Origin of the sequence: Hyphomonas sp. CY54-11-8 (genome assembly GCF_000682735.1) — a bacterium.
In the GTDB taxonomy this organism is placed as follows: Bacteria; Pseudomonadota; Alphaproteobacteria; order Caulobacterales; family Hyphomonadaceae; genus Hyphomonas.
The window spans coordinates 307,187-332,652 of record NZ_AWFD01000001.1 but is presented as its reverse complement, the minus strand read 5'-3'; the positions used below and the strand labels follow the sequence as shown (position 1 = coordinate 332,652).

Here is a 25,466-nt window from a genome sequence, read left to right as displayed (position 1 = left end):
CACACCGTCAGAATTCGGGTAACCCGCCCCGCCATTCGGAGCAGGCGCAGGCCCGTCTGACAGTTTTCCGCCGGCAGCTCTGGTAATGATGGCCTGACGGGTCCAGATAGCCTTTCCCAGAAACTCACTGGCTCGAAAGGCGCACGCGGTGCCCGATACTGAAACAATGGCACCGACGCCCGAAACACTGCCCGACCGGAAAGTTCCGGGGCAGATGGAAATGGTTGTCATGGTCGCCGGACTGATGGCGCTGAACGCGCTGGCCATCGACATCATGCTGCCGGCCCTGAACGAGATCGCGCATGCCGTCGGCCTGACGGCTGAAGGCGTCGAGAGCGACAACCGCCAGCAACTCATCATCTTCTCCTACATCCTCGGTTTTGGAGCGCCCCAAATCCTTTGGGGGCCGATCACCGACCGGTTCGGGCGCCGCGGCCCGCTCTTTGTCAGCCTCATCGGCTACATCGTCATGGCATCGCTGTGCATCACACTGCGGGAGTTCCATGCCCTGTTGGCCGCACGCTTTGTGCAGGGCGTGTTCTCGTCCGGTGCCCGGCTGGTGGCTGTCTCTATCGTCCGTGACCTTTTCGCCGGACGGCAGATGGCCCGTTTCATGTCGCTGGTGATGACCATTTTCATGATCATCCCGATCATCGCCCCGGCCGTCGGACAAGCCATTCTCCTGGTAGCGCCTTGGGAGTGGATCTTCGGCGCGTTGGTCGTGTTCGGACTTGGCATGCTTGGCTGGACATGGGCCCGCCTGCCGGAAACGCTGCCGACTGAAAACCGCCGGCCGCTGAACCTTGGCAATGCACTCGGTGCCTATGCACAAGTGATCCGCACGCCGGTCACATTCGGATACATGTGCGCGTCCGGTATCGTGTTCGGCGCGCTCTTCTCTTTCATCGCAACGTCTGAACAGGTCTTCCGGGAAGTCTTTGGCCGCGGTCAGGACTTCGTTGTCTGGTTCTCTGGAATCGCCGCCATGCTGGCCGTGGCCAACTTCGCCAACTCGAGACTGGTCGAGAAGATCGGCATGCGCCGGATTAGCCATTCAGCCCTGTTCCTGTTCACCGGGCTGTCGGCCCTGTCTGCAGCGATCACCTTTTTCATGGGCGAGAACCTTCTCTGGTTCTATCCGCTGTTCATCCTGACATTCGCCTGCTTCGGCCTGCTGGGCTCGAACTTCTCGGCGCTCGCCATGGAACCGCTGGGCTCCATCGCCGGGACGGCGTCCGCTGCATATGGATTTGCCACGACGACCGTCTCCAGCCTGATCGGCATGCTGATCGGCAGCCAGTACAATGGCTCCACGATCCCGTTGATGCTCGGCTTTGTCTGCCTCGGCCTCTCTTCCCTCACGATCATCCTGATCACCGAGAAGGGCAAGCTGTTCAGTTCACGTTGATCCGGCGGTTGCTGCGCGTGACGTTTTCCCGGTCGCTGGACAGAGGACGCACCTGACGCTCCAGGTGTTCGATGATCTTGTCGGCAATGTCCTTGCCGGTGGCATTCTCGATACCTTCGAGGCCGGGAGAGGAATTGACCTCCAGCACTTTCGGCCCGTCCTTGGTCTGCAGCAGGTCGACGCCCGCCACGCTCAGCCCCAGCACTTTCGCTGCTGCGCGAGCGGTTTCCCGTTCCTCCGCCGTCAGACGAATGCTGGATGCCGTTCCACCGCGGTGCAGGTTGGAGCGGAACTCCCCCTTCTGTGCCTGACGTTTCATGGCGCCGACGACCTTGTTACCGATCACGAAGGCGCGCACATCCGCCCCGGCGGCCTCTTCCACGAATTCCTGAACCAGGAAGTCCGCATCAAGCCCGCGGAATGCATCCACGAGGCTCTCGGCCGCCTTGCGCGTTTCGGCCAGAACCACGCCGCGTCCTTGTGTTGAGGTCAGCAGTTTCAACACGACCGGTGCCCCATCCACGAGGCCGATCAGGTCTTTCGTATCCTTCGGGCTATGCGCAAAGGCTGTCACCGGCATGGCGATCTTCGCCCGGGCGAGCAGCTGCTGGGCCAGAAGCTTGTCGCGTGACCGGCCGATCGACCCTGCCCCGTTGAGGCAAACCGCACCTGTGTTCGAGAACTGGCGCAGCACGGCCATGCCATAGTCGGTAATCTTGGCACCGATGCGCGGGATCACAGCGTCGTATCGCGGCAGCGCCTTGCCGTCGTAATGCACCTGCGGATCCAGCGTGCCGATCTGCATGTAGCAGCGGGCCGTGTCGATCATTTCGATCACATGGCCACGTTCACGCGCTGCCTCAACAAGACGGCGGCTGGAATAATTGTTGGGCTCCCGCGTCAGCAGCGCAATGCGAAGCGGGCGCTTCACCGGCTTCCTCTTCGGCAGGCCCTTGTACAGCTTGTAGGAGAGTTCCGGCATGCGGAAGGATTCGTTCGGGTCGACCACCATGTCCGGCTGCATGGCGCCGCGGCCGAACAGCATGCGGTACATCATGTTCTCGCGGTTGGTCAGAGTCAGCTGGATGGGCCAGCGCCGGGCGCCCATCTGGACTTCCGTTTCGATCACATAACGCAGCTCGGTCTCGCCGTTGGAACTCGTTACCTCGCGCCGGTCAACCACGGGCGCGGAACAGGTCACTTCCAGGGCTGGATCGTTCGGGTCGGGCTGGATCAGGAACCGTACTTGCGGATTGGTCACCGGACCAAACGGCTCGATAACGCTGGCATGCAGCGCGGACGTCTTCGCGCCCGTGTCGATCTTCGCCTTGATCGCCGGCAAGCCGAGGTCTGGCAGTGCCAGCCATTCTTCCCAGCCGAGCTCGAACGGGTTGGAGTGGGGCATGGTCAGTGCGCCTCTGTCAGAATTTTCCGCCGCTTATGCCTGCCTGAAGACAAGCACAAGCGGCAAGAACATGACAGGGCTCACCTCTAACCAGATAGAAAGCCGGGAACGACCGTCGAGAAAAATGTCGAAGTTCAACAAATTGTCGCCTAAAATTTCCATCTTAAGTAACATCCCGAACGTCCCTTCAACTGCCGGAAGTTTCATGGAAGATCTCATCCAGGTAATGGGAAGGCTGCTCCCTCTCTGGGTGATTGCGCCATGCTTTACCTGGAGCTGGCGCTCCTACCTTGTGCTGACGGGCTTAGCAGGAACCATCTTGTGGCTCCTCAACCTAGAACTTCGGAAATTCATGCGCTGCGTAGCGTGCGACCACGGAGCCGGCGATGCATTAAGCCTTGTCTTTTTTGACATGGCGCTCTGGCTATTCATGTGTCTGGCACTTGGGCGTCTGCTGACATTGGTCCTCAAACAGACCGCCGGTTGGCCTCGCCACAAGGTGTTCTTCCTTGAGGCGCTCCCTCTCTTTTTCCTGATTGGCTTTGTCGGGCTATCTCTGGCTTTTCTGGAAGCAACCAGAACCTGATAGCGCTCAGCCTTTCACAAGCCAGGCCTTTTCAACGATGCCGACGACGTCGCCCATGATGCCGGTGATCTTGAAGTCCTTCGGCGTGTAGATGCGGGCAACCCCCATCTGGCGCAGAGCCTGGGCATCTTCCGGCGGGATGATGCCGCCGACCACAACCGGCACATTGTCGAGACCGACCTTGCGAAGTTCTGCCAGCGTCTCGCGGACGAGATCAAGATGGCTGCCCGACAGGATGGACAGGCCGACCACATGGGCATTGGCTTCCTTGGCCTGCGCGGCAATTTCATTGGGCGCGAAGCGGATGCCTTCATAGACGACATCCATGCCGACCTCGCGGCCACGCGCCGCGATCTGTTCGGCGCCGTTGGAGTGGCCGTCGAGGCCCGGCTTGCCGAGCACATAGGTCAGGCGGCGGCCGAGCGCATCGGACACCCGGTCGACTTCCTTGCGGACGGCTTCGGTGTCTTCATTGCTGTCGGAATTGATGACGACCGCCACGCCGGTGGGCCCGCGATATTCGCCGAACACTTCACGCATCGCCTCACCCCACTCACCAGTGGTGACACCGGCCTTGGCGCAGGTGATGGAGGGCTCCATGATATTGGTCCCCTCTTGCGCAGCAGCCTTGAGGCTGGCGAGTGCGGCTTCAGCAGCGGCGTTGTCGCGGTTCGCACGCCAGGCCGTCAGTTCACGGACCTGCATCATCTCTTCGGCCGGATCGACCGTCTGGATCGCCCCGTCGCCGCCGCCGAGCGGGCTTTCTTCCGTTTCGGTATAGCGGTTGACGCCAACGACGGTCAGGGCGCCGGATTCAATTGCCTTCACGCGCTCGATATGTGCGCCGACGAGACTTTCCTTCATGAAGTCGATGGAGTTCGTCGCGCCGCCGCGCGCATCGATTTCCGCGAGCGTCGTTCGGGCGAGCTCTTTCAGTTCGTCCGTCTTGCCTTCGATCACATGACTGCCGTCGAACAGGTCTTCATATTCCAGGAGGTCTGTTTCGTAAGCGAGAATCTGCTGCAGGCGCAGAGACCATTGCTGGTCCCATGGGCGTGGCAGGCCAAGCGCCTCGTTCCAGGCGGGCAGCTGCAGCGCGCGGCAGCGGGCCTTCTTGGACAGCGTCACGGCCAACGCCTCGATAAGGATACGATAGACATTGTTCTCGGGCTGCGGCTCGGTCAGACCAAGGGAGTTCACCTGAACGCCATAGCGGAACAGCAGGGCTTTCGGATCGGTCACGCCATAACGCTCCCGGCCGATCTCCTCCCAGAGTTCCACAAAGGCACGCATTTTACAAAGTTCCGTAACGAAACGCACACCTGCGTTCACGAAGAATGAGATCCGCCCGAAAACAATTTCAAAGTCTTCTTCTGGAACTTTGCCACCAGCTTTTACCGTATCGAGCACGGCAATGGCCGTGGCAAGCGCGTAGGCGAGCTCCTGTTCCGGCGTCGCGCCCGCTTCCTGCAAATGGTAGGAGCAGACATTCATCGGATTCCACTTCGGCACCTCGGTGTAGCACCAGGTGACCATGTCCGAGATCAGCTTCATCGACGGCTCGGGCGGGAACACATAAGTGCCGCGCGAGAGGTATTCCTTGACGATGTCGTTCTGGGTCGTGCCGCGCAGCTTCTTGCGGTCGTCGCCGCGCTCATCGGCAAGAGCGACATAGAGCGCCAGCATCCAGGACGCCGGTGCATTGATCGTCATCGACGTGTTCATCTGCTCCAGCGGCAGTTCCGCCATCAGCTCGCGCATGTCGCCGAGATGTTTGACCGGCACGCCGACCTTGCCGACTTCGCCGCGCGCCAGGATGTGGTCGGCGTCATAGGCCGTCTGCGTGGGCAGGTCGAAAGCGATGGAGAGGCCCGTCTGACCCTTGCCCAGATTCATCCGGTACAGCTCATTCGACTTCTTGGCGGTCGAATGGCCGGCATAGGTGCGGAAGATCCACGGCCGGTCGGGATTGTGCTGGAATGAAGTCTGAGTGTCAGCCATGGGGCATGCGCCTCCCAACGCAGGATTTTATGTTGCGGCGCAACATGCCCTCCGGAAACCGGACTGACAAGACACCGGATGGAGCGTCTTGCGGCCGCAGGCGGGCAGGGCCACATATATCACATGATACACGTTTCATCCGGCGGTCCGACAGGGGGCCCGACAGAAGGATTGTCGGCCGGCTCCCTGCAGCTGGCGCTGCGCCTCCGCCTCGCCGCACTGGTTGCATTTCCTGCCGCAGCCGCCCTCGCCGCCGTCATGCAGAGAAGCTTCCTTGTGCTGCTCCTGCTGGCCGGCGGAATGATGCTGGTTTCCTGGATCGAGCGAATCCGTTTCCTGCGCGCGGCCGGCGAAACAAGAATGCCGGATCCCGGCGCCTTCTGGCCCGGTTTCGCAGCACGTACCGGCCTGTTGCTGGGTATCTTCATCATAACGCTCGGCATCCTGGCGCTTTTCCGGGACACCTCGCTCGCCCGGGGGTTCGGCTGGCCGGACCTGCTGATCGCAGGGGGTACGACCGGCGCGGTTTACCTGATGAACCTCGCCAGCGCCCGGCTCGCCGCAGACCAGGCGAACATCATCTCGACGCAGCTGAACGCCTCGTTCCACTCGGGAGGCCGCCCCAGCGGGGGCCCAGAAGATATCATCGAAGGCGAATTTACCTCGCCGGACGAACGCTAAAGCCCGGCGCGAACGATCGGGCTCAGCCGAGCGTCCATGGCGCCACAGCGGCGACATCGGCCCCCATTGCCTCAAAATAGAGACGCTGGACCCTCCGTGTAACCGGGCCAGGCTTCCCATCACCGACCGGTTTGCCGTCAAGCGAGATGACCGGCGCAACGATTGCGCCGGAGGATGTGGTGAACACTTCCTTCGCCGCGGCGGCCTCTTCCGGCGTGAAAGCGCGCTCCACGATCTTCAACCCTTCGCCTTCGAGCAGGGAAACAACCCCCGCCCGGGTAATCCCGGGCAGGATCGAATGGGATAGCTCGCGCGTGATCAGCTGCCCTTCCGCATCGACGATCCAGGCATTGGCCGAGGCAGCCTCGGTGACCAGACCGTCTTCAACCATGAAGGCCGTTTCCGCGCCCTCCTCCCGGGCGGCGCGATAGGCCAGCGCCTGGGAGAGGAGCTGCACCGTCTTCATGTCGCGGCGCTTCCAGCGCGTATCGCCCAGCGTGATTGCCCTGATCCCCTCCCGGGCCACATCGCCAATCAGCGGCCGGGCATCTGCGTAAAGAAATACAGTAGGCGTGAACGTCTCCGGCCCGGCGAAATCGCGCAGGCCATAGTCCCCCGCCGTCACCTCAAGATAGACCGTCCCCTCTTCCATCCCATTCTTGTCGACGAGGTCTGAGTGGATTTCAGCCCATTTCTCATCACTATAGGGATTGGGGATGGATATGCCCTCCAGAGTGCGCCGGAGACGAGAAAGATGCCCCTCAAGATCGATGAAACGGCCATCATATACCGATGTCACTTCATAGGCGGCGTGCGCGAACAGAAACCCCCGGTCGAAAGGGGAAATCGTTGCATCCTCAACAGGACAGAATTTTCCGTTGAGATAGACGGTCCGGCCGATTGTCATTTTTGTCACGCTCCTGAGACTTGTCATTGTGCACCGCAACAAAACAACTTGCATCGGGGCATCCATGACGCCAAGGTGGCGCGCGCCGAGGGCCTTGTGAAGCTGCACCAAGATCGCACCACCGGGTTTTTTGCAGAAAGTACAAAGGAGGAGGGCATTCCGCCATGAGCCGGGAAGTCAAAGACATTTATGAGTTGGGCGAGATTCCGCCCGAATTCCACGTTCCGAAAATGATGTACGCCTGGGCGATCCGCCGGGAACGTCATGGCCGTCCGGCCACCGCCATGCAGCTGGAACAGGTTCCGGTGCCGGAAATCGATTCCGACGAAGTGCTGGTGCTCGTTATGGCTGCCGGCGTGAACTATAACGGCATCTGGGCCGCTCTGGGCGAGCCTGTGTCGGTGTTCGACGTCCACAAGCAGGACTATCACATTGCCGGATCTGACGCCGCGGGCATCGTCTGGGCCGTTGGCCGCAAGGTGAAGCGCGTGAAGCCGGGCGACGAAGTCGTCATTCACTGCAATCAGGACGATGGCGACGACGAGGAATGCAATGGCGGCGACCCGATGTTCTCCCCATCCCAGCGCATCTGGGGCTATGAGACACCGGACGGCTCCTTCGCGCAGTTCTGCCGCGTTCAGGCCCGCCAGTGCATGCCGCGCCCGAAGCACCTCACCTGGGAAGAAAGCGCCTGCTACACGCTGACGCTCGCCACCGCTTACCGCATGCTGTTCGGCCATCGCCCGCACATCGTGAAGCCGGCCGACAACGTCCTCGTCTGGGGCGCCTCCGGCGGCCTTGGAAGTTTCGGTGTCCAGCTCTGTGCCGTTACCGGCGCCAACGCCATCGGCGTCGTCTCCAGTGACGACAAGAAAGAGCACGTGCTCAGCCTCGGCGCGAAAGGCGTGTTGAACCGCAAGGACTTCAATTGCTGGGGCCAGCTGCCGACCGTGAACGGTCCGGAATTCAAGGACTATATGCGCGAAAGCCGCAAGTTCGGCAAAGCGCTGTGGGAGATCACCGGCAACAAGGATGTCGACATCGTGTTCGAACACCCTGGCGAGTCGACCTTCCCGGTCTCCGTCTTCGTGGTGAAACGCGGCGGCATGGTGGTGATCTGTGCCGGGACGACCGGCTTCAATCTGACCATGGATGCGCGTTTCCTCTGGATGCGCCAGAAACGCGTTCAGGGCAGCCACTTTGCCAACCTGAAACAGGCCTCTGCCGCCAACGACCTGGTCATCAACCGCCGTATCGATCCGGGCATGTCCGAAGTCTTCCCGTGGGAAGACATTCCGGCTGCGCACGAGAAGATGCTGGATAACAAGCACCTGCCGGGCAACATGGCTGTGCTGGTGACCTCTCCGAAGCCGGGCCTGCGTACGGTGGAAGACGTACTTGCCGTGAACGGCCAGGCCAGCTGATCATGCTGAGCCGCGCTTTCGCGGAAGAATTTGCCAATGACTGGCTGTCGGCATGGAACGACCGGGATATCGACCGTATCCTGTCGCACTATGCCGACGACGTCGTCTTCCACAGCCCGCGCATTGCCCTGGTGATGGAAAATGACGCCACCACCGTCCGCGGAAAGAAAGCGCTGCAAGCTTACTGGACCGAGGCCCTCTCAAGGGCCCGGTCTCTTTTCTTTGCGATCGACAATGTTCTGGTCGGTTCGGACGCCGTGACCATTCTCTACACGAACCATCGTGAAGAGAAGGTCGCGGAGACCTTCATCTTCAATGAGGACGGCGAAGTGAGCCTATCGATCGCGGCCTACGGCCCGGCCTAGCCTTCGAACGGATCGCGCATGAGGATGACGTCCTCGCGTTCCGGACTGGTGGAGACCAGCGCACAGGGCTTGCCGACGAGCTCTTCGAGGCGGCGGACATATTTCACCGCTTCAGCCGGAAGGTCCGCCCAGGAGCGCGCCCCTGCCGTCGAGCCTTTCCAGCCCGGCATGGTTTCGTAGACCGGTTCCACCGCAGCCTGATCGGTCAAGCCGGCGGGGAAATAGTCAATCTCTCGCCCGTTCAGGCGGTAAGCTGTGCAGATCTGGATCTCGTCAAAGCCATCCAGAACGTCGAGCTTGGTCAGCGCCAGCCCATTGACGCCCGAGGTCGCACACGCCTGGCGCACCATGACGCTGTCGAACCAGCCGCAGCGCCGCGCCCGGCCGGTATTCGTACCGAACTCGCGGCCCACCGTCCCAAGACGTTCGCCGATTTCATTATTCTGCTCTGTCGGGAACGGACCAGCGCCGACCCGCGTCGTGTAGGCCTTCGCGAGGCCCAGCACATAAGAGATCGCGCCCGGCCCGACACCCGATCCTGCCGACGCATTCCCTGCAACGACATTGGAGGAGGTCACGAACGGATAAGTGCCGTGATCGACATCCAGCATCACGCCCTGGGCGCCTTCGAACAGGATGCGCTTGCCGGCCTTCACCTGCTCGTCCAGCAGCTTCCAGACCGGCTGGGCGTAGGCCAGGATCTTCGGGGCGATTTCCAGCAGGTCTGCCTTCAGCTTCGCTCCATCCGGTTCCGGCAGGTCGAGCCCTGCGCGCAACGGCCGGTGATGGGCCAGCAGGCGTTCAATCTTCATGTCGAGCGCGGCCGGGTCGGCAAGGTCTGCCACACGAATGGCCCGGCGGCCGACACGGTCTTCATAGGCCGGGCCGATGCCGCGCTTGGTCGTGCCGATCTGGGCGGCGCCCAGCGCGCCTTCGCGGGCTGCATCGATATCCTTGTGCCAGGGCAGGATCAGCGCAGCATTGTCAGCAAGGATCAGGGTCTCCGGCGAAACCTCGACCCCCTGCCCCTGGATGCCTTCGATTTCGGTCAGCATGTGCCAAGGGTCGACGACCACGCCATTGCCGATCACCGAAAGCTTGCCGCCGCGAACGAGTCCGGATGGCAGCAGCGCCAGCTTGAACACCTTGCCGTCGATCACCAGCGTATGGCCGGCATTGTGCCCGCCCTGAAAACGGACAACCACATCCGCCCGGCTAGAAAGCCAGTCGACAATCTTGCCTTTGCCCTCGTCGCCCCACTGGGCGCCTACGACTACGACTCCAGCCATGTGCTGCTCCTGTTCAGTCCGCGGCGACAAGGGCAGGATTCAGCGCAGAAAAGCAAGTGGCCTTTGGCCGCGCGCTACTCGAAACTGTAGCTGAAGCGTACGCCGACATTGTCGAGCCCCTGGTTGCGGCCATTGCCGAGCACCTGACCGTGGCTGAGGTGCTCGTACATCACCTCCACGCCCCAGGTTTCGTTGATGTCGTGATGAAGGCCGAATGTCGTGCGGAACAGGTCGCGAGACCCGAGCAGCACGTGCTCTTCCGTAAATGCCAGGCTGCGTGGGTTGCCATCCGGATACGGGCTCGCCAACTCGCCGTCATGGATGACGTAACCGAAGCTCGGTTCGAACTGCCAGGTTTTCGTGATCGGAAACGACCAGTGCAGCCCGACGCCGCCGAAGCTGGTCTCACCCTGCAAGTTTCCGCTGCCCATGAGATAGGGCTTCGGGCTCCAGATGAAGCTCAGAAAATCAGGGGAATTGAAGAGGATATCGCCATTGATGCTCTGGCCGGGTTCCTTGTTGGCATTGTCGCAATCGAGGACGCAGACATTCTCCTGCATCACGCCGAGGCGGATCTCGCTAACGAGATCTGCAGAGGCGGATCCGGCGAATGAGGCTGCAGCGGTGATGCTGGCAAGAAGGTAACGGCGCATGGAAACTCCCTGTAATATTACGGGCGAGTAAGAATTTCCGGACTCGCCCGTCAAGCGTGAAACCGGCCGTTCACGTCAATTTGCGGGGACAGGCAACCGGACGGACACAACGCCTCCACCCGGAATGGAAAAACGGGCGGCCCGGCGGACCGCCCGTCCTCAAGATATCGAATCAGGCTTGTCGCCTGAAACAGGTCAGAAGGTCAGCACTTTGGCGTAGCGGACCTGCGGCAGGCCGTTCAGCTTCTCGACCAGGCCGCCGCTTGGCGTCGAATCGATCCCGATCAGGGCAATCGCCTCGTCCCCTGCCGTCGTCCGACCGAGGTGGAAGGTAGCGATGTTGATCTGCTCCTCGCCCAGCATCTGGCCAAGCGCGCCGATGAAGCCCGGCTGGTCGAGGTTGTTCACGTAGAGCATGACCGGGGCGAAATCGCCTTCCAGCGCCATGCCCTTCACCTCGACAATGCGCGGCTTGCCGGCGATCAGCGTGCCGGCCAGCGTGCGCCAACCGCCTTCCGGGGCGTTCTTCGTCGCCTTGGTCTTCACCTTGACGCGGATGAGGCTGTCATAGACCGGGCTGTCTTCAGTCTTGGTTTCGGTCAGCTTGACACCGCTGTCGGCCAGAATCGCCGGCGCCGAGACCATGTTGACGTCCCCGCGCGAGGCACGCAGCAGGCCGGCGAGCAATGCTGCCGTCATCGGTTTTCGGTTCAGGTCTGCGACCTCGCCCTCATACTCGATGACCACCTCTTCGTAGCCAAAGTCGGAGATCTGACCGGCGAACGAGCCAAGTTTTTCCGCCAGCGTGGCGAAGGGCTTGATGCGCGGGGCTTCTTCCGCCGTGATCGACGGCATGTTGAGCGCATTGGTGACGGCGCCGGACAGAAGATAGTCCGACATCTGCTCGGCCACCTGAAGGGCAACATTTTCCTGCGCCTCGTTCGTGGACGCGCCGAGGTGCGGCGTGGCGATGAAGTTTTTCTTGCCGAAAAGCACGTTCTCCTTCGCCGGTTCGACGGCGAACACGTCGAAGGCTGCACCGGCAAGATGACCGCTTTCCAGCAGGTCAGCCACGGCTTCCTCGTCCACCAGGCCTCCGCGGGCGCAGTTCACGAGGATCAGGCCTTTCTTGGTTTTGCCAAGGTTTTCGCGGCTGAGGATATTGCGGGTCTGGTCCGTGAGCGGAACGTGCAGCGTGATGACGTCTGCGCGTTTCAGCAATTCGTCCAGTTCCACTTTCTCCACGCCGAGTTCCAGCGCGCGCTCTTCCGTCAGAAACGGGTCATAGGCCACGACACGCATCTTCAGGCCGATGGCGCGCTCCGCAACGCGGGAGCCGATGTTCCCTGCCCCGATCAGGCCGAGCGTTTTGAACGAGACCTCGACACCCATATAACCGGATTTCGGCCATTTGCCCTCCTGCGTCTCGGCATTGGCGGCCGGGATCTGGCGGGCTGCAGCGAACATCATCGCGATGGCATGCTCTGCCGTCGTGATGGCGTTGCCGAAGGGCGTGTTCATGACCACGACGCCATTGGCGGTCGCAGCCTTGATGTCGATATTGTCGACGCCGATACCGGCCCTCCCAATGACTTTCAGGTTCGTCGCGGCGGCGATGACGTCGGCGTTCGGCTTGCAGGCCGAACGGACGACGAGGCCGTCATATTCCGGAATCTCTGCAATCAGTTCTTCCGTGTTCAGACCGGTCTTGGTGACCGTTTCGATGCCGCGGGCGTGGAAGATTTCCACGGCGGCGGGGGAGAGTTTGTCTCCGATAAGGACTTTAGGCATAGTCTTTTCCTTTGCTCGCGGCTGTCGCGGGCCATCGCCCGCGCCGCTTTGCCTTCGCCTTGCTCGTGAAGGCGCAATTCAGATTCAGGTGCTAGAGTGAGGCGACTTCTTCAGCGAAGGCCCAGTCGAGCCACGGCGTCAGTTTCGCAACGTCGGACGGTTCCACCGTGCCGCCGCACCAGATGCGCAGGCCGGGAGGGGCCTTGGCATAACCGGCGGCGTCGAAGCAGGCGTTTTCCGTTTCGAGACGCTTCATCATCGCCTTCACGAAGGCGCGCTGACCGGCCTCATCGAGCCCTGCAACCCGCGGATCGACAATCTTGAACGTCACGCCGGTATTGGAGCGCACGTCTGCATCCGGACAAAGGAAGTCGACCCAGTCCGTTTTCGCGACCCAGTCGGTGAGAATGCCGAGGCTTTCATCGGAGCGGGCCTTCAGGGCTTTCCAGCCGCCAAGTTCCTCACACCAGTCGAGCGCCTGCAGGTAATCTTCGACGCACAGCATGGACGGCGTGTTGATCGTGGAACCTTCGAACAGGTCCTCATTCAGCTTGCCGCCCTTGGTCATGCGGAACAGTTTCGGCAGCGGCCGGTCCGGCGTGTAGGTTTCCAGACGCTTCACGGCGTTGGGGCTGAGGATCAGCATGCCGTGGGCCGCCTCCCCGCCGAGGATCTTCTGCCAGGAATAGGTCACCACATCGAGCTTCTCCCACTCAATGTCCTGCGCGAAGGCAGCCGAGGTCGCATCGCAGATCACGACGCGGTCCGGGTTCGGCTTGATCCAGTCGGCATTCGGGACACGCACACCCGAGGTCGTGCCGTTCCAGGTGAAGATGATGTCGGCGTCGTCGCGCGCCTTCTCGAAGGGCGGCAGTTCGCCGTAATCGCCGACATAGGTGTTGCAGTCCGCCAGCTTCAGCTGCTTGGTCGCGTCGGTCACCCAGTCCTGGCCAAAGCTTTCCCAGGCAAAGACATCGACCGGCTTCGCGCCCAGCATGGACCACATGCACATTTCAACGGCGCCGGTATCGGACGCCGGCACGATGGCCACGCGATAGCCTTCCGGCAGGCCGAGAATGGTCTTGGTCCGCTCAATGGCCGCTTTCAGCTTCTTCTTCGCATCACCGGAGCGGTGCGAGCGGCCAAGGGCGGCAGTGTTCAGTTTTTCAAGGGAAAACCCTGGGCGCTTGGCAGTCGGGCCCGAGGAAAAATGCGGGCATGCTGGCAGCACGCCGGGTTTGGCGACGGTCGTCATCTGTTTGTACTCCTATCCTTACAGATAGGCTGGCATCCGTTGGGGGATGCTGGCCCGCCGCGTCTGTCTCATATTTCGGAGGTCCGCGCAAATGGCTTTTCTGTGACTTGATATATGCGTGACCTGATGCCGCGACCTGCTAAGCTGCGCGGAAAAATGGAGGACCCCCATGAGCATGACGATCCAGCCCCTCACCGGCACCCTTGGCGCGGAAATCCACGGCGTGGACCTGAAGCAGGATCTGTCGAACGCCGAGTTCGACGCGGTCCACCAAGCGTTTCTCGACTACAAGGTGATCGTCCTGCGCGGGCAGCAGGGCATGACGCCGGACCAGCACAAGGCCTTCGCCCGCCGCTTCGGCACGCTGAACATCCACCCTTATGTGAAGGGCATGGAGGGTCACCCGGAACTGCTCGAGATCATCAAGGAGCCGGAGGAGAAGACCAATTTCGGCGGCGGCTGGCATTCCGACATGAGTTTCCTGGAGGAACCGGCCCTCGGCTCCATCCTGCATGCCCTCGAAGTGCCGCCCTTTGGCGGCGACACACTGTTCGCAGACCAGCAGGCCGCCTATGACCGGCTCTCCCCAGGTCTGAAGAAAACGCTGGAAGGCATGACCGCCATCCACACCGCCAGCAAGGAATATGGCGCGGACGGCTATTCCGCCGCTGTACGCCAGTCCATGGATGCCAAGTCCGCCCCCGATGCGCCGGAATATGAACACCCAGTGATCCGCACCCATCCTGAAACGGGCCGCAAGGGCCTGTTCATCAACCCCGCCTTCACGCTGCGCTTTGCCGGGTGGAGCCGGAAGGAAAGCCGGCCGCTGTTGAACTATCTGTTCGACCTTTCACGGGAGGAGCGCAACACGTGCCGCGTCCGATGGCAGGAAGGCGACGTCACCATGTGGGACAATCGCTGTGTCTGGCACTATGCCCTCAACGATTACCATGGCCACCGCCGCCACATGCGCCGGGCCACGATCAATGGCGACCGTCCACGCTAGGAGGGCAAACCCTCGCGCCCCAGGCCCCCACCGGTTGCAATAGCCGGCAACACCTTGGAAAAAGTCTGTTTTCGGAGTATATTCCCGCCAACGGGTGGGACCAGAGACACCTATCGTGCCCGCGGACGCCGCTGACTGACAGCCACGTTCGCAACTGATCGAGACCACCTCCACGCCATTGAGCCATCCGGCCCAATCGATCTGCTCACTGATGAGCGGACTGCAATTCCTATGGAGGGAACAATGAGGATCAAATTCGGGCGGATGATCCGCCCCCTGGCCTGCGGAGTGGCGGCAGCGGCCCTTTGTGGCGGCGCGCTGGCGCAAACCTTCACCTTTGAGTCCACGTCGGAAGAGCCGACGACGCTCGGCGCATCGACACCGGAAGGCTCTGTCGCCGGCGCATACTGGACCGGTGCATCCACGGTCACACAGGCAGACGGTACCGTCAGTAACAGCACCTTCACCTGCGTCTCCACAAGCCAACCACCAAGGGACTCCATCTTCATGGTGCACGGCGTGTGCGACGGCACTGGCCCGGAGGGCGACTATACCGTCTATTCCGGCTGCAACATTCTGAATCCGGAAGCCGGGGAAATGTCCTGCGTCGGTGGCCTCATCGGCAAGTCCGGCGATTATGAAGGGCGCCGCGGTGTCCTGACGATCCACTCCAAGGGCAGCGCCTCGGTCGGCACCGGACAATGGTTTGAATAGCCAGGTAATTGAGACACCCGTTCAGAATGCGGCGGCCTCCGGATAGCCGGACGCCGCCGCGTTTCTATTCAGCGACGGAGATGAAGGGATACACCCCGCCCCAGGCGATCAGGACCTGCCCGAAGAAATACAGCCCCCACACGGCCAGCGATGGCCCCATGCGCTTCGCCGCGCCCGGCGGCCGGGTGAACAGCTGCAGCGACAGGATCATGTCGGAAGCGACAAACATCACAGCCCCCAGCGTCACCAGCAGGAAGGGCGGCGGCAACCGCAGTGCCGCAGCCCCCATCACAAGGATGATCGCCGTATAGGCAAAGACCGGAATCCGCATCGGCCCAAGGGATGGCGCGAGCCAGCGCACGAACACCACCCCGCCCAGCACCAGCACGATCTGGGCCGTCAGGTTCAGCAGCGTCCGGTCCGCCTGTGGCAGGGCCCAGAACAGGGCGACATAGGCGACATGCGCCAGGAAGAAGGCCGCCATGCCGGGCTTCAGCCATTTGTCCTCGCCGGGCTTGTCCATCGCGAGGAAAGCGTCCCCCGCAGACGACAGGGCAAGCCCCGCAACCAGCAGCCATGGTCCATCTGCCATGAAGGCAAACAAGGCCAACAGCGCGGTCGACCCGGTTTTTACCAGCAGGCCGGGCAGCCCCCCGCCCTCTCGCCAGCACCAGCCGGCCCAATACATCACGCCCAACACGATCGCGCCCGCAAGCACGGCGGTTTCCCCAGCCATCCGGCTGCCTCCCTCTGTGTTCTTCTTCTAGTCTTCCTTGACCGCTTCTGGCACCCGCAACAGGCGCCGGGCCGCGGCCCGATGCGTTTCTTTCACATGCATGCCCACCAGGCCAAGGGCTGTGGCGAGCACAGTTGCGTCGTCGGTAAATCCAAGACCGGTGATGAAGTCCGGCAGCATGTCCATCGGTGTGACAAAATAGGCGACGGCGGCAAACAGGACGGCCTTCGCCCGCATCGGCGTGTGCGGATCGCGCGCGGCGTACCAGGCCGCCACAAGGTCGTCCGCGAAGGGGATTCTACCCACCATCCGCATCAGCTTCGGGATCAGCCCGCGCGAGGTACGCTCGTCGCGCTCGATCGACTTCGGGATATAGCGTCCGTCCTCGCTGAGAACGGTGTTGATAACTTCCGCTGCGTCAGACATTGCGTCCTCCTGTGAGACCTATAGATCATCTGAAAAGTTGTCAGAAACAAGGGAGGGCCGCGGCCCATGGAACTCAATTCGAATATCTCAGCTGTCATCACCGGTGGCGCCTCCGGTCTCGGCGCCGCGACCGCCACGAAACTGGCCAGCTATGGCGTCAAGGTCGCCCTGTTCGACCTGAACGTGGAAAAAGGCGAAGCCCTCGCCAAGGAACTCGGCGGTGTGTTCTGCGAGTGTAACGTGACCGACGACGCAAGCGTCGATGCCGCTTTCGCAAAATCCCGTGCCGCCATCGGCCAGGAGCGCATCCTGATCAACTGCGCCGGCACCGGCAACGCCATCAAGACGGCCAGCCGCAACAAGGAAACCGGCGAAATCAGCCACTTCCCGCTCGATAAGTTCAACTTGATCATCCAGATCAACCTGGTCGGCACCTTCCGCTGCATCGCGAAATCCGCCGCTGGCATGATGACCCTCGACCCGATCGACGGCGAGCGCGGCGCAATCGTGAACACGGCTTCCGTTGCTGCTGAAGATGGCCAGATCGGCCAGGCTGCCTACTCCGCTTCCAAGGGCGGCGTTGTCGGCATGACCCTGCCGATCGCCCGCGACCTGTCGCGCGAACTGATCCGCGTCAACACGATCCTGCCGGGCATCTTCAACACCCCGCTGCTGCAAGGCGCTCCGGAACCGGTCAAACAGGCCCTCGGCGCCCAGGTGCCGCACCCGGCCCGCCTCGGCAACCCGGAAGAGTATGCATCGCTCGCCACCGAAATGTGCCGCAACGGCTACTTCAACGGCGAAGACGTCCGCCTCGACGGTGCCATCCGCATGGCACCGCGCTGATCGCCTGAAAAGGTACGAAAGCCTGAAAAACCCGCTCGGAAGAGCGGGTTTTTTGTTTCCGCTGCGGCAGGGGATGTCAGGCGCGGCGGGTGCGCTACAAGGGTTCCGATAAGAGATTGGGAGGTCCAACCGTGGAATATGATGACGTTGTCCGCAGCCGGCGCAGTATCCGGGGCTTCCTGAAGAAGCCGGTCCCGAAAGCGCTCGTCCGCGAGATCCTTGAAATCGCCATGCGCGCGCCGACCTCGCTGAACTCCCAGCCATGGAATTTCTATGTCGTCTCCGGCGACGTGCTGGACCGGATCCGCAAGGGCAATGTCGAGCGCAATGTGGCGGGCGTGCCCGACAGCCGCGAATTCCGCATGGGCCCGCCCTATGAAGGTGTCCACCGCGAACGTCAGGTCGAGATCGCCATCCAGCTGTTCCAGGCCATGGGCATCGAACGCCACGACAAGGAAGCCCGGATGGACTGGGTGCTGCGCGGCTTCCGCCAATTCGATGCGCCGGTCTCCATCGTCGTCACCTATGACAAGGCGCTGGCCGGCGGCGACATTCCGCCTTTCGACTGCGGCGGCGTCGTCAACGGCATCGTCAATGCCGCCTGGAACCGTGGCCTCGGCTGCGTGATCAATTCGCAAGGCATCATGCAGAGCCCGGTTGTGCGCGAGGAAGCGGGCATTCCGGACGATCAGGTGATCCAGACCTGCGTCGCCATGGGCTGGCCGGATGACACCTTCCCGGCCAATGCGGTCGTCTCGAAACGGAAGTCCGTAGACGAAGCCGCCACCTTCCTTGGCTTTGACGACTAGCCGAGCGCGGCAGTCCTGCCTGACGCAGCGGCTGCCAGGAAACACACCGCACCGACCGCCAGTTCCAGCGCGGTGATCCACACCATCGCCTGATCCGGAACGCCGTCCACCATCAGGCTGGCGAGCCGCGCCAGGCCGTAGCCGGTGTAGAAAACGGCGCTGGCGGTCAGGGCGAGTGTCTGCAGGCGATGGACAAACAGGCCGGCAAGCGCCAGCAGGCCAGCGGCCAGAATAGGTCCGCCTGCAGCCCGCATTTCATTCAGCAGCGCAGCATCCCCTGCGCCAAGATGAATACCGGATGTTGCATGGAATGCGGCAGGGTCCAGAACGATCGCCGCGCCGATCAGGACGGCGATCACGCCGGAAAGAAACAATGCGGCAGAGGGAAACAAGGAACGGGACATGGGGCTCTCCTTTTGAAAAGTCTGTGAGTGAAGGTCAGGCCAATTCGACAACGGCCATCAGCATGAAGACGGCAGCCGCGGCTGAGGCGAGCGTGCGGACGGTGTTCCAGAAACTCCAGGCCGGGACATAGCGGTGCCAGTAGGCTGCGGCGACGGCGCTGTCGTGTGCCATCCGGTCAAGGCGTTCATTCATGGGCACATTGAATACCACGGTCACGCCGAACGAGCCGATCACATAGGTGACGGCTGCCGCGATGATCCAGGCGGCTGCCGGGCCGCCCTCCTGCCAGATCGCGAAGGCCGCCATTATCGGTGAGACGACGGCCATACCGATCAGCAGGACCATGAAAAGCGTACGGAACACTTTGCGGTTGATCAGTTGCATCGCCTCGATCCCGCCAGCGGGCTGCGTCGCCGCAAGCGATCGCATGACGAAATCGGAAAAGGTGAGGAACACGCCGGCCACGAGGGCATAGGCGATCACGGAAAATTCGCTAGCGTACAGCATCCATTGTTGGGTCATGTGGGTCTCCTTTGCGGGATTGGGGGATCCGGTCAGCTGGTCAGCCAAGCCGGTTTGTGCAGATAGGTATCGTCCGAAAGCTGACGGATCAGGAAATCCGCCACGTCGGCACGGTTGATGTGGAATTTCAGCTTCCGGTCCGGTGCGAGGCTGCTGGACCCGTGCGCATAGGCGCCGGTGCGGTCGCCATCCCGGTAGGGGCCAGGCCGCGCGATGATCCAGTCGAGGCCTGAGGCAGCAATCTCTGCTTCCTGTGCCTCATGGTCGGCGAACATGTGCTCCATCATCAGTGGGCCAAGCAGGTATTTGTAGTGCGCCGGGATCAGGGGATAGCTGTCCCCTGCCCCGATGGAGGACAGGCAGACCAGCCGGTCGACGCAGGCATCTTTCATGGCCCGGATGATCTGGGCCGTACCGCTGGCACGAATCCCGCTCTTGTCCTGCAGGGGTGCGCCAAGAGCGCAGACCACCGCATTTGCGCCGGCCACCGTGTAATAGACCGCCTCTTCATCCGACACATCGCCCGGAACCAGCGTCAGGCCCTGCGGCAGGTCCGCCAACTTGCCGGGGGACCGGACAAGCGCCGTTACAGCCATTCCCTTTTTGAGGGCCTGGGCAACGACGTGCCGCCCAACACCGCCGGTCGATCCGAAAACTGCTATTCGCATGATTGCCTCCTTTTGCTTGACACGATGTCAATTGACACGGCGTCAAATAGGTGATCACTTGACACTATGTCAAGCCCCAATCCCGATACTCGTAAAAGAATCCTCCAGGCCACAGCCGACCTCCTGACCGAAGGTGGCGGCACTGGCGTGCGGATGTCAGACATTGCCAAGCGCGCCGGCATCAGCCGGCAGGCGGTCTATTTGCACTTCGCCAACCGCGCAGACCTGCTGATCGCCACCACGTTTTATGTGGATGAGTTGAAAGACTCCGACGCGCGCCTCGCCCCAAGCCGGGCGGCAAAGACCGGTTCGGAACGCCTCGACGCATTCATTGAAGCATGGGCCGGTTACCTGCCGGAGATCTATCCCATCGGGCGAGCGCTGATCGATATGAGCCCGACGGATGAGGAAGCCCGCAGCGCCTGGGCCCAGCGGATGCAGGACATGCGGGAAGGCTGTGAAGCCGCCATCAATGCCCTGAAACGCGACGGCGACCTTGCCCCCGGCATGACAGCACCGCAAGCGACGGATCTCCTCTGGACGCTCTTGCTGCTGCCGAACTGGGAACACCTGACGCAGGTCTGCGGCTGGTCGCAGAAGCAGTATCTGAAGCACATCACCGCCACCGCCCGCCGCCTGTTTGTCATGGGCGCTTGAGTCCGCCAGCTTTTTGGCAGATGATGCAACTATTGACAGTTAAAGTGCCGTTACATGCGGCCGGGGGAGGGCGTCATGCTGAAAGTCTACGGGCTCAAGGTTTCCTATTTCACGGGCAAGCTGGAATCCTATCTGCGCTACAAGGAAATCCCCTACGAGTTCTGCCCGATGAGCGCGCAGGAGTTCATGCACACAATCCCTGAAAAGACCGGCGCCATGCAGATGCCTGCCGTGGAACTGCCGGACGGCCATTGGATGACCGATTCCAGCCCGATGATCGACTGGTTCGAAACCCAGCACCCTAGCCCACCGATCCTCCCGGAAGACCCGGGCCAAGCCTTCCTCTGCCGCTTGATCGAAGACTATGCCGACGAATGGCTCTGGCGCCCGGCCATGCATTACCGCTGGAGCTATCCGCTCTCTTCGAAACTTCTCGCCCGGCAGATCGCAGATGTGATGGGCCGGGACATCAAGGCGCCCGGCTTCCTGAAACGGCGGCGGACGGAGAAACGCCAGAAGCATAATTTCGTCGATCGCGACGGCGTCACCCCGGACACGCGCGCGCATGTGGAAGGCAGCTATCTCAAGCTGCTCGACTTGCTGGAACCCGTCTTTCAGGCACGGCCTTTCCTGCTGGGTGACCGGCCAACGCTGGCCGACATCGGTCTGATGGGGCCACTCTTCCGCCACTTCGCGATGGACCCCGTGCCTGGCATCATCATGCGGGAAAATGCCTCCGGCGTGATGGCCTGGGTCTACCGCGTCTGGAATGCCCGCGGCTCCCGCACCAGCGGTGGCCTTGTCCGCGGCATCCCGGACGATCTGTTGCCCCTGCTGCGTGAACTCGCGGAAACACATCTGGAAGCGCTCAACGCCAACGCCCTCGCCTGGCGGGCAGGCGGTGCGCGCCATGGCATGACCATTCAGGGCACCGCCTATCGTGATCTGCAAACGTCCCAGTACCGGGTCTGGTGCCTTGAAAAGCTGCAGGCGCACTATCACGCGCTGGACGACGCGGCCCGCGCCGACCTTGACCCGGTCCTGCAATCCAGCGGCGTGATCGATCCATTGTTGCGCCTGCCGGAGGTGGACAGCGGCTATGCCAATGCGGCCACTGCGCCCTTCGGCCAGTCGCTGCCGGTGTTTGCAGAGATCCATAACTGACAGTCTCCTTGCGGCAGGTGCCGTTGGGAGAGTGCTGGCGCAGCCGGTCACCGGGCGTATAAATGCCCCGACAATATTGGAAGAGGAACGCGTGACATGGCAGACGCATATATCGTAGCAGCAAAACGTACCGCCGGCGGCCGCCGCGGCGGCGCCCTCGCCGAATGGCATCCGGGCGATCTTGGCGCGCAGGTCCTGAACGCGCTCGTGGACGAAACCGGCATTGATCCGGCGGCCATCGAGGACGTGATCATGGGCTGCGTCTCGCAGGCCGGTGAGCAGGCCGCCCAGATCGGCCGGACCGCTGTCCTGGCCTCGAAACTTCCCCAGAGCGTTCCCGCCGTGACGATCGATCGCCAGTGCGGTTCCTCGCAGCAGAGCCTCCAGTTTGCGGCCCAGGCCGTGATGTCGGGCACGCAGGACCTTGTCATCGCCGCCGGCGTTGAAAGCATGACCCGCTGCCCGATGGGCATCAACGCCCGCGCCGGCAAGCTGTTCGAAGTGCCGACGGACCCGACGCCGCAATCGGTGAAGGACAAGTTCGGCATCAAGCAGTTCAGCCAGTTCGTTGGTGCCGAGATGATTGCCAAGAAGCATGGCCACACCAAGGAAGAGCTCGACGCCTTCTCGGTGGAAAGCCACAGGCGCGGCGCCGAGGCCACCAAGGCTGGTGCCTTCAAGGATGAGATCGTCGCCCTCAAGGGCCGCGATCCGGAAGGCAACGAAGTGATGCACGACAAGGATGAAGGCATCCGCTACGACGCCTCCATGGAAGGCATGGCGAAGCTGAAAATCCTGATGGATGACGGCATCATGACCGCCGCCAATGCCAGCCAGATCTGCGACGGTTCGTCCGGCGTGATGGTCGCGTCCGAAGCTGCCATCAAAGCGCACAACCTCACGCCGCTGGCGCGCATCCACAACCTCACCGTCACCGCCGGTGACCCGGTAATCATGCTGGAAGAGCCGCTGTTCGCCACCGACCGCGCCCTGCAGCGCGCCGGCATGAAGATCGACGACATCGACCTCTATGAAGTCAACGAAGCCTTCGCGCCGGTTCCGATCGCGTGGCTGAAGCATCATGGCGCAGACCCGGCGAAACTGAACGTCAATGGCGGCGCCATTGCGCTCGGTCACCCGCTCGGCGCTTCGGGCACCAAGCTGATGACGACGCTGATCTACGCCCTGCGTGCCCGGGGCAAGAAGTATGGCCTGCAGACCATGTGTGAAGGCGGCGGTATCGCCAACGTCACCATCATCGAAGCGCTGTAAGCCAGGCCTTCAACGTAATACGAAACGCCGGACCTTTGCGGGTCCGGCGTTTTTCTTTGAGCCTAATCTGCCATGTCCAGCAGGGCTTCGGCGATCTGCACGGCATTCAGCGCCGCACCCTTGCGGAGATTGTCGCCGACCACGAACAGGACAAGGCCATTGTCCAGCGCGCTGTCCTTGCGGATACGCCCGACACTGACATTGTCCTTGCCCGTCATTTCCAGCGGGTTCGGCACCAGGTCCACCTGCACGCCCGGCGCCCTCCTCAGCATGGTTTCGGCTTCTTCTGCCGACACCGGCCGGTCGAACTCGGCATGGATCGACAGGCTGTGCCCGGTCATCACCGGCACACGCACGCAGGTGCCGGAGACTTTCAGGTCCGGAAGCCCCATGATCTTGCGGCTCTCGTCGCGCAGTTTCAGTTCCTCGTCAGTGTATCCGTCTTCCCCCAGAACATAGTTCATCGGCACCACGTTGAAGGCGAGCGGCACGGCCCATTTCTTCGGTGCCGGGAAGTCCACCGCCGCCGGATTGTCGACAAGGCCGGCCATGTCCCCAGCGGCCGCTGCCGCCACCTGCGCGGTCAGCTCTTCCGATCCGGCCACCCCTGCCCCGGAAGCGGCCTGGTAGGTCGAGGCAAAGAGGCGCGTCAGCCCCCAGGCATCGTGGAGCGGCTTCAGCACAGGCATCGCCGCCATGGTCGTGCAATTCGGGTTGGCGATGATGCCTTTCGGGATGTTCGCGAGCGCATGTGCGTTCACCTCCGGCACGACCAGCGGTACATCCGGATCCTTCCGCCAGGCGGAGGAATTGTCGATCACGAGCGCGCCGGCTTCCGCGAATTTCGGCGCGTACTGGCGCGAGGTTTCTCCGCCCGCCGAGAAGAAGACGATGTCGAGCCCGGACACATCCGCCGCGGCAACGTCCTCCACCACGATCTCGGTGTCACGAAACGGGACTTTCCTGCCAGCAGAACGCGCCGAGGCGAACAGGCGCAGCGAGGCGAGCGGGAAGTCCCGCTCAGCCAGCAGCTCGCGCATCAGGCTGCCGACGAGGCCGGTCGCGCCGACAACGCCGACACGGGGAGGATTGGATCTTGAGAAACGGGGTGACATGGCATTCTCCGGTTGGGGAGCCTTCAGAGCGGGAGAGCCGTGTCAGGGAATGGCCGTCCCGCGCCTGGGCGGGACGTTGGTGAGGGTGGCTGGTTTCAGATCGCACACACCCGCAACGTCCCGCAAAGGCGGGTCGTTTTCGGGGTAATAATAATCTGTTTCTTCAGCATGGGCGGCTGAATACGGCCACGGCCGTCAGAAGTAAAGCGCTTTGACGCTCTTACCCCCGCAGGATGAGCACGGAGCAATTGGCATGCAGCGCCGTCTGAGAGGCGTGCGAACCGAACAGATGATCGGTCAGGCGCGGATGATGTGTTGCCATCACAACGAAATCCACGCCGTGCTTCTTGATCACTTTCTGGATCGTCTCGTTCACAGCCTCATGGCTTTCGAACAAGGGCGTGATGGCAATGCCGAGCCGCTCTGCTTCTGACGCGACAAAGGCTTCGAAATCCGGCTTCAGCGCTTCAGGCATTTCCGTCAGGTGCGTGCCGAGCGGATTCGTGACGGTAAGGATCGACACGCTTGCCCCGGACGGCCGCGCAAGAAACACGGCAGATTCCACCGCCAGCTGCGAAGGCTCCCGGTGCCGCATGTCCACGGGGACTAGAATTTGCGTGATCGGAAAGGGTGGCCTGGTCGGGTCAGTCATGAAAGTCTCCTCCCGGCCAGCCTAACGGCCTCGGCCCGGTTTGTCAGGCGTATGACCTGCCGCACCGGGAAAGGCGTGATATGGTCCGAAAAAACGATCCTGAAGGGGGATACCCATGAAGACGCTGATCCCGTTCATCCTGCTCATCTGCGGCCTCGGGCTCGCAGGCTTTGTCTGGTACGGAAACAAGCGCGCAGCGGAGGTGTCGGACGAGCAACGTGTGCTGGACGCCGTGCTTGAACAGCAAGAAGAGGCACGCGCAGCACAGGAACGCGCGAACACTCTGATGGCGGAAATCCTGCCCGCCCCGCCCGCCTGCGATGGCCTGACGACCGCGACCGTCTTCAGCCTTTGCGAGATGGAGCCCTATCCGGGCGAGGACTGGCCTGATCTGGCCGCCACAACCTCCCCGAAAGAACGCGCCTGCCTGCTGGACACGTTCCATCAGACGAACGCGCATGCCTATGACATCCGGGGCGAATCCTATGACGGCGTAGATCCTGACAGCAACCGGATGGGACCGTTCGTGTCAGACCTCTGCTCCGCCGCCCTCTGGACGGATGGCATCGACTATGGCGACACCGAAAAATCCCTCAGCGACCTGATCGCCGGCTACTACGCCAACCGCGCCGAATCTCGCGTGAAACCGGCGCAGTCTTACTAAGGCGGAGGCATATATTTCAAAAACAGCCCGCCTCATTGCTGAGGC

27 protein-coding genes are annotated in these 25,466 nt (G+C 62.1%); 13 read left to right on the top strand and 14 right to left on the bottom strand.

What is annotated here, in order from left to right; genetic code table 11:
- Positions 1-148: 148 nt before the first annotated feature.
- A complete protein-coding gene (locus tag HY17_RS01790) occupies positions 149-1,408 on the top strand; it encodes a multidrug effflux MFS transporter (RefSeq protein WP_233348573.1) in 1,260 nt (419 codons plus the stop codon).
- Here HY17_RS01790 and rimK read toward each other — a convergent pair.
- A complete protein-coding gene (rimK, locus tag HY17_RS01785) occupies positions 1,395-2,813 on the bottom strand; it encodes a 30S ribosomal protein S6--L-glutamate ligase (RefSeq protein ID WP_034761583.1) in 1,419 nt (472 codons plus the stop codon). The genes HY17_RS01790 and rimK overlap by 14 nt on opposite strands.
- Here rimK and HY17_RS20130 point away from each other — a divergent pair.
- Positions 2,812-3,399 (top strand): hypothetical protein, encoded by a 588-nt coding sequence (locus HY17_RS20130; RefSeq protein WP_139068829.1) that lies wholly within the window; start codon positions 2,812-2,814, stop codon positions 3,397-3,399. The two genes, rimK and HY17_RS20130, sit on opposite strands and share 2 nt — an antisense overlap.
- Positions 3,400-3,405: 6 nt before the next feature.
- Here the strand turns inward: HY17_RS20130 and HY17_RS01775 are convergent, their stop codons facing one another.
- Positions 3,406-5,400 (bottom strand): protein meaA, encoded by a 1,995-nt coding sequence (locus HY17_RS01775; protein WP_034761579.1) that lies wholly within the window; start codon positions 5,398-5,400, stop codon positions 3,406-3,408.
- A gap of 171 nt (positions 5,401-5,571) precedes the next feature.
- Between HY17_RS01775 and HY17_RS01770 the strand changes: the two genes are divergently transcribed.
- Positions 5,572-6,081 (top strand): hypothetical protein, encoded by a 510-nt coding sequence (locus tag HY17_RS01770; protein WP_139068830.1) that lies wholly within the window; start codon positions 5,572-5,574, stop codon positions 6,079-6,081.
- Between the two features lie 22 nt (positions 6,082-6,103).
- Here the strand turns inward: HY17_RS01770 and HY17_RS01765 are convergent, their stop codons facing one another.
- On the bottom strand, positions 6,104-6,988 hold the full coding sequence (locus tag HY17_RS01765; protein ID WP_051599522.1) for an aminotransferase class IV: 885 nt from the start codon (positions 6,986-6,988) through the stop codon (positions 6,104-6,106).
- A 164-nt stretch (positions 6,989-7,152) separates the two neighbouring features.
- On the opposite strand from HY17_RS01765, the gene ccrA reads away from it, so the two are divergent.
- Together ccrA and HY17_RS01755 are read left to right on the top strand one after the other, a co-directional pair.
- On the top strand, positions 7,153-8,412 hold the full coding sequence (gene ccrA, locus HY17_RS01760; protein ID WP_034761576.1) for a crotonyl-CoA carboxylase/reductase: 1,260 nt from the start codon (positions 7,153-7,155) through the stop codon (positions 8,410-8,412).
- A gap of 2 nt (positions 8,413-8,414) precedes the next feature.
- The gene (locus HY17_RS01755; RefSeq protein ID WP_034761574.1) at positions 8,415-8,777 is read left to right on the top strand and encodes a nuclear transport factor 2 family protein; all 363 of its coding nucleotides are present in this window, start codon (positions 8,415-8,417) and stop codon (positions 8,775-8,777) included.
- Here the strand turns inward: HY17_RS01755 and HY17_RS01750 are convergent.
- The 4 genes from HY17_RS01750 to HY17_RS01735 form a co-directional block, all read right to left on the bottom strand.
- Positions 8,774-10,066, bottom strand: coding sequence for an adenylosuccinate synthase (locus tag HY17_RS01750; protein ID WP_034761572.1), 1,293 nt, complete (start codon positions 10,064-10,066; stop codon positions 8,774-8,776). The two genes, HY17_RS01755 and HY17_RS01750, sit on opposite strands and share 4 nt — an antisense overlap.
- A gap of 74 nt (positions 10,067-10,140) precedes the next feature.
- A complete protein-coding gene (locus tag HY17_RS01745) occupies positions 10,141-10,719 on the bottom strand; it encodes an acyloxyacyl hydrolase (RefSeq protein ID WP_034761571.1) in 579 nt (192 codons plus the stop codon).
- Positions 10,720-10,914: 195 nt separating this feature from the next.
- The gene (serA, locus tag HY17_RS01740) at positions 10,915-12,510 is read right to left on the bottom strand and encodes a phosphoglycerate dehydrogenase (protein ID WP_034761569.1); all 1,596 of its coding nucleotides are present in this window, start codon (positions 12,508-12,510) and stop codon (positions 10,915-10,917) included.
- Positions 12,511-12,601: 91 nt separating this feature from the next.
- A complete protein-coding gene (locus tag HY17_RS01735) occupies positions 12,602-13,765 on the bottom strand; it encodes a phosphoserine transaminase (RefSeq protein WP_034761567.1) in 1,164 nt (387 codons plus the stop codon).
- Positions 13,766-13,934: 169 nt separating this feature from the next.
- Between HY17_RS01735 and HY17_RS01730 the strand changes: the two genes are divergently transcribed.
- Entirely contained in the window at positions 13,935-14,771 is an 837-nt protein-coding gene (locus HY17_RS01730) for a TauD/TfdA family dioxygenase (protein ID WP_034761565.1), read from the top strand.
- Between the two features lie 243 nt (positions 14,772-15,014).
- Positions 15,015-15,485 carry a hypothetical protein gene (locus HY17_RS01725; RefSeq protein ID WP_034761562.1) on the top strand — a complete coding sequence of 157 codons (471 nt, stop codon included), beginning with the start codon at positions 15,015-15,017 and terminating at the stop codon, positions 15,483-15,485.
- Positions 15,486-15,549: 64 nt separating this feature from the next.
- Here the strand turns inward: HY17_RS01725 and HY17_RS01720 are convergent, their stop codons facing one another.
- Together HY17_RS01720 and HY17_RS01715 are read right to left on the bottom strand one after the other, a co-directional pair.
- Positions 15,550-16,221 carry a lysoplasmalogenase gene (locus HY17_RS01720; protein WP_051599521.1) on the bottom strand — a complete coding sequence of 224 codons (672 nt, stop codon included), beginning with the start codon at positions 16,219-16,221 and terminating at the stop codon, positions 15,550-15,552.
- A 27-nt stretch (positions 16,222-16,248) separates the two neighbouring features.
- On the bottom strand, positions 16,249-16,647 hold the full coding sequence (locus HY17_RS01715; protein WP_034761559.1) for a YkvA family protein: 399 nt from the start codon (positions 16,645-16,647) through the stop codon (positions 16,249-16,251).
- Between the two features lie 66 nt (positions 16,648-16,713).
- Here HY17_RS01715 and HY17_RS01710 point away from each other — a divergent pair, with 66 nt between their 5' ends.
- Both HY17_RS01710 and HY17_RS01705 read left to right on the top strand, forming a co-directional pair.
- Positions 16,714-17,493 carry an SDR family NAD(P)-dependent oxidoreductase gene (locus tag HY17_RS01710; protein ID WP_034761557.1) on the top strand — a complete coding sequence of 260 codons (780 nt, stop codon included), beginning with the start codon at positions 16,714-16,716 and terminating at the stop codon, positions 17,491-17,493.
- A gap of 131 nt (positions 17,494-17,624) precedes the next feature.
- On the top strand, positions 17,625-18,302 hold the full coding sequence (locus HY17_RS01705; RefSeq protein ID WP_034761553.1) for a nitroreductase: 678 nt from the start codon (positions 17,625-17,627) through the stop codon (positions 18,300-18,302).
- Here the strand turns inward: HY17_RS01705 and HY17_RS01700 are convergent.
- The 3 genes from HY17_RS01700 to HY17_RS01690 are packed head-to-tail and all read right to left on the bottom strand — an operon-like array spanning position 18,299 to position 19,897.
- The gene (locus HY17_RS01700) at positions 18,299-18,706 is read right to left on the bottom strand and encodes a DUF4345 family protein (RefSeq protein ID WP_051599520.1); all 408 of its coding nucleotides are present in this window, start codon (positions 18,704-18,706) and stop codon (positions 18,299-18,301) included. The two genes, HY17_RS01705 and HY17_RS01700, sit on opposite strands and share 4 nt — an antisense overlap.
- Positions 18,707-18,740: 34 nt before the next feature.
- Complete coding sequence (locus HY17_RS01695) at positions 18,741-19,229, bottom strand: DUF1772 domain-containing protein (protein ID WP_065382975.1); 489 nt, start codon at positions 19,227-19,229, stop codon at positions 18,741-18,743.
- A gap of 32 nt (positions 19,230-19,261) precedes the next feature.
- Positions 19,262-19,897: an NAD(P)-dependent oxidoreductase gene (locus HY17_RS01690; RefSeq protein ID WP_034761550.1), complete on the bottom strand. Its 636-nt coding sequence runs from the start codon at positions 19,895-19,897 to the stop codon at positions 19,262-19,264.
- A gap of 66 nt (positions 19,898-19,963) precedes the next feature.
- Here HY17_RS01690 and HY17_RS01685 point away from each other — a divergent pair, with 66 nt between their 5' ends.
- From HY17_RS01685 to HY17_RS01675, 3 genes are all read left to right on the top strand, one after another.
- Positions 19,964-20,554 (top strand): TetR/AcrR family transcriptional regulator, encoded by a 591-nt coding sequence (locus tag HY17_RS01685; protein WP_034761547.1) that lies wholly within the window; start codon positions 19,964-19,966, stop codon positions 20,552-20,554.
- Positions 20,555-20,629: 75 nt separating this feature from the next.
- Positions 20,630-21,718 carry a glutathione S-transferase family protein gene (locus tag HY17_RS01680; protein WP_051599518.1) on the top strand — a complete coding sequence of 363 codons (1,089 nt, stop codon included), beginning with the start codon at positions 20,630-20,632 and terminating at the stop codon, positions 21,716-21,718.
- A 96-nt stretch (positions 21,719-21,814) separates the two neighbouring features.
- Positions 21,815-22,990 (top strand): acetyl-CoA C-acetyltransferase, encoded by a 1,176-nt coding sequence (locus HY17_RS01675; protein ID WP_034761542.1) that lies wholly within the window; start codon positions 21,815-21,817, stop codon positions 22,988-22,990.
- Between the two features lie 62 nt (positions 22,991-23,052).
- Here HY17_RS01675 and HY17_RS01670 read toward each other — a convergent pair whose 3' ends face one another.
- Together HY17_RS01670 and HY17_RS01665 are read right to left on the bottom strand one after the other, a co-directional pair.
- Positions 23,053-24,105 carry an aspartate-semialdehyde dehydrogenase gene (locus HY17_RS01670; protein ID WP_034761539.1) on the bottom strand — a complete coding sequence of 351 codons (1,053 nt, stop codon included), beginning with the start codon at positions 24,103-24,105 and terminating at the stop codon, positions 23,053-23,055.
- Positions 24,106-24,325: 220 nt separating this feature from the next.
- A complete protein-coding gene (locus HY17_RS01665; protein WP_081812915.1) occupies positions 24,326-24,757 on the bottom strand; it encodes a universal stress protein in 432 nt (143 codons plus the stop codon).
- 115 nt (positions 24,758-24,872) lie between these two features.
- Here HY17_RS01665 and HY17_RS01660 point away from each other — a divergent pair, with 115 nt between their 5' ends.
- Positions 24,873-25,421, top strand: coding sequence for a hypothetical protein (locus HY17_RS01660; protein ID WP_034761532.1), 549 nt, complete (start codon positions 24,873-24,875; stop codon positions 25,419-25,421).
- Positions 25,422-25,466: the final 45 nt, after the last annotated feature.

Bases quoted from the DNA above. Each gene is read 5' to 3' on its own strand.
- HY17_RS20130 (WP_139068829.1), top strand. From the start codon at position 2,812: ATGGTCAGTGCGCCTCTGTCAGAATTTTCCGCCGCTTATGCCTGCCTG.
- HY17_RS01700 (WP_051599520.1), bottom strand. From the start codon at position 18,706: ATGTCCCGTTCCTTGTTTCCCTCTGCCGCATTGTTTCTTTCCGGCGTG.
- HY17_RS01670 (WP_034761539.1), bottom strand. From the start codon at position 24,105: ATGTCACCCCGTTTCTCAAGATCCAATCCTCCCCGTGTCGGCGTTGTC.
- HY17_RS01675 (WP_034761542.1), top strand. From the start codon at position 21,815: ATGGCAGACGCATATATCGTAGCAGCAAAACGTACCGCCGGCGGCCGC.
- HY17_RS01775 (WP_034761579.1), bottom strand. From the start codon at position 5,400: ATGGCTGACACTCAGACTTCATTCCAGCACAATCCCGACCGGCCGTGG.
- HY17_RS01725 (WP_034761562.1), top strand. From the start codon at position 15,015: ATGAGGATCAAATTCGGGCGGATGATCCGCCCCCTGGCCTGCGGAGTG.
- HY17_RS01755 (WP_034761574.1), top strand. From the start codon at position 8,415: ATGCTGAGCCGCGCTTTCGCGGAAGAATTTGCCAATGACTGGCTGTCG.
- HY17_RS01750 (WP_034761572.1), bottom strand. From the start codon at position 10,066: ATGGCTGGAGTCGTAGTCGTAGGCGCCCAGTGGGGCGACGAGGGCAAA.
- HY17_RS01765 (WP_051599522.1), bottom strand. From the start codon at position 6,988: ATGACAATCGGCCGGACCGTCTATCTCAACGGAAAATTCTGTCCTGTT.
- HY17_RS01745 (WP_034761571.1), bottom strand. From the start codon at position 10,719: ATGCGCCGTTACCTTCTTGCCAGCATCACCGCTGCAGCCTCATTCGCC.
- HY17_RS01735 (WP_034761567.1), bottom strand. From the start codon at position 13,765: ATGACGACCGTCGCCAAACCCGGCGTGCTGCCAGCATGCCCGCATTTT.
- HY17_RS01720 (WP_051599521.1), bottom strand. From the start codon at position 16,221: ATGGCTGGGGAAACCGCCGTGCTTGCGGGCGCGATCGTGTTGGGCGTG.
- HY17_RS01660 (WP_034761532.1), top strand. From the start codon at position 24,873: ATGAAGACGCTGATCCCGTTCATCCTGCTCATCTGCGGCCTCGGGCTC.
- HY17_RS01695 (WP_065382975.1), bottom strand. From the start codon at position 19,229: ATGACCCAACAATGGATGCTGTACGCTAGCGAATTTTCCGTGATCGCC.
- HY17_RS01730 (WP_034761565.1), top strand. From the start codon at position 13,935: ATGAGCATGACGATCCAGCCCCTCACCGGCACCCTTGGCGCGGAAATC.
- HY17_RS01680 (WP_051599518.1), top strand. From the start codon at position 20,630: ATGCTGAAAGTCTACGGGCTCAAGGTTTCCTATTTCACGGGCAAGCTG.
- HY17_RS01710 (WP_034761557.1), top strand. From the start codon at position 16,714: ATGGAACTCAATTCGAATATCTCAGCTGTCATCACCGGTGGCGCCTCC.
- HY17_RS01690 (WP_034761550.1), bottom strand. From the start codon at position 19,897: ATGCGAATAGCAGTTTTCGGATCGACCGGCGGTGTTGGGCGGCACGTC.
- HY17_RS01715 (WP_034761559.1), bottom strand. From the start codon at position 16,647: ATGTCTGACGCAGCGGAAGTTATCAACACCGTTCTCAGCGAGGACGGA.
- serA (WP_034761569.1), bottom strand. From the start codon at position 12,510: ATGCCTAAAGTCCTTATCGGAGACAAACTCTCCCCCGCCGCCGTGGAA.
- HY17_RS01665 (WP_081812915.1), bottom strand. From the start codon at position 24,757: ATGACTGACCCGACCAGGCCACCCTTTCCGATCACGCAAATTCTAGTC.
- HY17_RS01685 (WP_034761547.1), top strand. From the start codon at position 19,964: ATGTCAAGCCCCAATCCCGATACTCGTAAAAGAATCCTCCAGGCCACA.
- ccrA (WP_034761576.1), top strand. From the start codon at position 7,153: ATGAGCCGGGAAGTCAAAGACATTTATGAGTTGGGCGAGATTCCGCCC.
- rimK (WP_034761583.1), bottom strand. From the start codon at position 2,813: ATGCCCCACTCCAACCCGTTCGAGCTCGGCTGGGAAGAATGGCTGGCA.